3 protein-coding genes are annotated in these 4,383 nt (G+C 54.5%); all 3 read left to right on the top strand.

Annotated elements, in window-relative coordinates:
* The first annotated feature begins 121 nt into the window (after positions 1–121).
* Positions 122–1,336, top strand: coding sequence for a galactokinase (gene galK / locus QGH09_09710; protein HJO18460.1), 1,215 nt, complete (start codon positions 122–124; stop codon positions 1,334–1,336).
* Between the two features lie 274 nt (positions 1,337–1,610).
* The gene (locus QGH09_09705) at positions 1,611–3,131 is read left to right on the top strand and encodes a Gfo/Idh/MocA family oxidoreductase (GenBank protein HJO18459.1); all 1,521 of its coding nucleotides are present in this window, start codon (positions 1,611–1,613) and stop codon (positions 3,129–3,131) included.
* A partial coding sequence (locus QGH09_09700) for a family 20 glycosylhydrolase (GenBank protein ID HJO18458.1) occupies positions 3,128–4,383 on the top strand: 1,256 nt, incomplete at its 3' end. The genes QGH09_09705 and QGH09_09700, both read left to right, overlap by 4 nt.

The following is a 4,383-nucleotide window of genomic DNA, read 5'->3' as shown; positions in this document are numbered from 1 at the left end:
CGTGAAGCCCATAACCTCGATCGGGCACGGGTGCAGATCGCTTTACTCGATAGCATCGTCGCTCACGAAGATGAGATGCGATCGATCATCGAGCTTGCCGTCAAAGAGTCGCAGGGAAACGATGCGACGGGCTCGGTCCCTGACACGTATCGTGGCTGATCTTGAGCACCCGGTCGAGATGCTAGAGGAATTGGTTGATCAGTGCTCCGTAGGTTTCACAGAGCGGTACGGTCAGCCAGCGAAGGCGATTGCTTCGGCGCCGGGACGTATCAATGTCATAGGGGAACATACTGACTACAATGAAGGTTTGGCTCTGTCTGGTGCTATCGATCGTTGGGTAGTGGTGGCGCTGTCCCCGCGTGGTGATCGACAAATGCGTGTGTATAGCGAGGCGTTCAACGAAGAAGCCACAGTGTCACTAGAAGATCCGATAGCAAACGAAGTTGTGGATTGGGGCCGAATACCACTAGGGGCAGGACTTCTGTTCGCGGAGCTTACAGCCGTGGATGCTGGGTTTGATGCTCTTATCGGCGGCAATGTACCAATGGGGGCCGGCTTGTCTTCCTCAGCTGCTCTTGAAGTTGCTTTGCTGAACGCTCTACGACACGCGTTCGATATATCGCTCGATGACCTCGAATTGGTACACATCGCGCAGGGTGTTGAGCACGAGTACCTCGGGGTGAAAACCGGCCTGATGGATCAGTACACGTCACAATTCGCCCACCGAAAAGAACTTATGCTGGTCGACTTCCGCGCTTTAAGTCATGAATACATCGAGGCGAGCCTTAAGGGTTGGGTGTGGTTATTGCTTGATTCAGGCGTACGTCGGCAGCTTGCCGATAGTGCCTACGGCATGCGCGTGAGGGAAACTCACGTTGCTCTGAAGAGGGTGGTACGTGTCATCGACAAAGTTTCTTCATTTCGGGATCTCAAGGAGGAACATCTTGCAGCCGTTGATGACGATGTACTGCGGCGGCGCCTGCGCCACTACGTAACTGAAAACAACCGTGTACAACAGGCCGCTAAGGCGATCACTGCTGGTGAACCGGAGGCACTTGGTACGCTGTTGCGAGCCTCCCATGTTTCTCTACGTGATGACTACGCCGTGAGCTGTGCTGAGTTGGAAGTTCTTGTTGATGTTGCTGCTTATTCGGACGAGTGTGCTGGTGCGCGGATGATGGGTGGAGGCTTTGGTGGTTGCACTATCAACCTGGTGAAGGCATCCGCCGTGGATTGTTTTCTCGATCATGCTTCTTCTGAGTTTGAGTGTCGTTTCGATCGCACTCCCGACGCTCGCGTTTTTCATTTAGTAAGGGGAGCGTATGTTCACGGATAGCGCGGTGTCCGGAATTAGTGCTAACAGCTAGCGACCATTTCTTCGACGGCCGGTGTCTTGACATCCTAGTTTTGACGGTTTTGTTGCATGTTGTTTTCTTCTAGACGAGAGCGTCCAGAATGCCATGGCCCAGAAGACTTCTTGCCAGCATCACGGTACTGAGATATGAAGTGGTACTAATTCCGAGGCCGGATCACTGGCGCAGTTCAAACCAACGAGATTAAGATCACCGAGGTTGAGGGTTTCAGGCAAGTAGCCAGATGGAGAACGGCGTATGAGGAGTGACGACAAACGAGGTCAACGAACCCAGAGTTATTCACTCAATAAAGCACGTGAAGTCTTAGATCGCCGGGAACTGATGAAACTCGGGGCCGCAGGTCTAGGTGCCGCCGTTGTTGGCATCTCAGGGCTTGCCGAGGCAGCCACCGAGCCAGGAAAAGACGGAACTTTCGGGATTGGCCTGCCTGCCGGTCTTTCGGAATCGGGGCGTATTCATCTGCAGGCACCTCAGCTTGATATGGCGCCGCATCACCCACTGTTGGCGGATCCGATCGAGACCGTCCGAGTTGGCTATGTCGGCGTCGGACTGCAGGGTTCGGGTCATTGCCGCAACCTGCTGCGTATCCCGGGTGCTCGGCTGTCCGCTGTTTGCGACATTATTCCCGAGAAGGTTGAACGCTGGCAGCGGCAAGTTGTCGAAGCTGGCTTCCCGGAACCGACTGGCTACTCTGATGGGCCTTGGGACTTCATTCGTATGTGCGAAGAAGAAGACCTGGACCTTGTCTACACGGCAACGCCCTGGGAGTGGCACGTACCGGTCATGCTCGCTGCGATGGAGAACGGTAAACATGCCGCTAGCGAAATTCCCGCTGCTTACACAATCGAGGATTGTTGGAAGCTCGTCGAAGCCGCCGAGAAATATAACAAGCACTGCGTCATGATGGAGAACTGCAACTATGACCGTCCTGAGCTGATGGTTTTTAACATGGTCCGACAGGGGATGTTCGGCGAATTGCTGCATGCCGAGTGTGGCTACCTTCACGACCTTCGAGGCATCAAGTTCGAAAACCGTAATGAAGGACTCTGGCGACGCGAGCATTCAATTTTGCGTAACGGTAACCTTTACCCGACGCATGGCTTGGGTCCTATCGCTAACTGCATGGATATTGACCGCGGTGATCGTTTCGAGTACCTGGTGTCTATGTCGAGCCCATCGCGTGGTTTGCAGGAGTACGCTACAGCCAACTTTCCTGAGAGTGATCCTAGACGCGACGAGCAGTATGCCCTTGGCGATGTAAATGTTTCTTTGATCAAGACGGCGCACGGCCGCACCATCTATCTGAGTCACGATACAAACCTGCCGAGACCCTATAGCCGTATTCACATGCTGCAGGGTACCAAGGGAATTTTTCAGGGCTACCCCAATAGAGTGTATTTTGACGACTTTGGTCGTGGTCACCGGTGGATCGATGGTGAGGGCTACGAGTATGAAAATGAACTCTATGATCTCGACCGGATACGGGAGCAGTATGAGCACCCAATTATCAAGGAGCTACGCGACCAATCGGAAGGCGCAGGTCACGGAGGTATGGATTACCTTGAGGACTACCGATTGATCAAATGCCTAAACGAAGGCCTGCCGACGGATACCAACGTCTATTGGGCAGCTTCGCTCAGTGCGGTGTGCGAACTTACCGAGATTTCGGTGGCGAACGGGAGCACTCCGGTTGAGTTTCCGGACTTTACCCGAGGTCGCTGGCGAAGCTATCCGCGGTTAGAGATAGTGCACGCTTGACGCGCCACGCGGCTGTCGTGCTTGCCGGACCCTGTGGCGTGGTCTTAACAGTGATTTTTGCGTCCGCATCAATACAGGGACCTGACCTTACTTCTATTCGTCGTAATTTGATGCCAGTCCCGGAGTCCGTGCGTTTCCGGGGCACGCCGTTGCCGATCGATCGAACCTTCACGGTTGCGTTACGTGGTCCCTCTGGGCCTGCCAGTCCGAGGGTTTACCGTGCCGCGTTGCGTCTTCTCGAACGTCTTGGCCGGCAAACAGGGATCCCCATTCCTATTGAGACAAGCCTGGGCTCTGACCGCGCTACCTTATTGATTGAACACTTTGAATCTGTGCCGGGGGTCCAACGCGCTATCGAGGACGAGTCGTACACGCTCGAAGTCGATGCAGTTGGCGCTGCACTGCGTGCCCCGACCCCGTACGGTGTTCTGCGTGGCATCGAAACATTCCTGCAACTTGTTGAGGTCGCTGTCCCGGCTACCGCTGTAGCTGCGGTTGATAGGCCTTCCACAATCTCAGGTCTCGAACCTGAGCCGGAGGACTTCATCGTTCCTGGTGTGGAAATTCGTGACGTGCCGCGTTTTCCGTGGCGCGGCTTGCTCATCGATCCGGGCCGCCATTTCCTTTCAATCAATGTCATGAAGCGCAACCTTGATGCCATGGCGGCAGTGAAGCTCAATGTTCTGCATTGGCACCTCTCGGAAGACCAGGGATTTCGAGTTGAGAGCAGGATATTCCCCAAATTGCACGAGCTCGGTTCTGGAGGCTTTTACTACACGCAAGACGAAATCCAGGATCTCGTTGCCTATGGGCGCGATCGTGGAATTCGGGTGATGCCGGAGTTCGACATGCCCGGCCACGCGACGAGTTGGTTTGTCGGATATCCAGAGCTGGCAAGCGCACCAGGTCCGTACGAGATAATTGAGACTTGGGGAATCCAGGATCCATCAATGGACCCAACACGTGATGAAACTTATGAGTTTCTGGAGGCATTTATCGCCGAAATGGCGGCATTGTTTCCTGACAACTACTTTCACATCGGTGGTGACGAGGTCAATGGCAACCAATGGAACGGCAACCCTGACATCCAGGCGTTCATTAGTGAGCAAGGGCTCGAAGACAATCATGGGCTACAGTCGTTTTTCAATCGCCGCCTGCAGAAGATCCTCACCAAGCATGGCAAGAAGATGGTCGGCTGGGACGAGATCATGCATCCGGACCTTTCCCCCAACATCGTTGTGCAGTCGTGGCG

This window comes from Vicinamibacterales bacterium (assembly GCA_036012125.1).
GTDB lineage: Bacteria > Acidobacteriota > Vicinamibacteria > Vicinamibacterales > UBA823 > UBA11600.
Note: the sequence above shows the minus strand (reverse complement) of the source record. Positions and strands in the feature narration are given on the sequence as shown.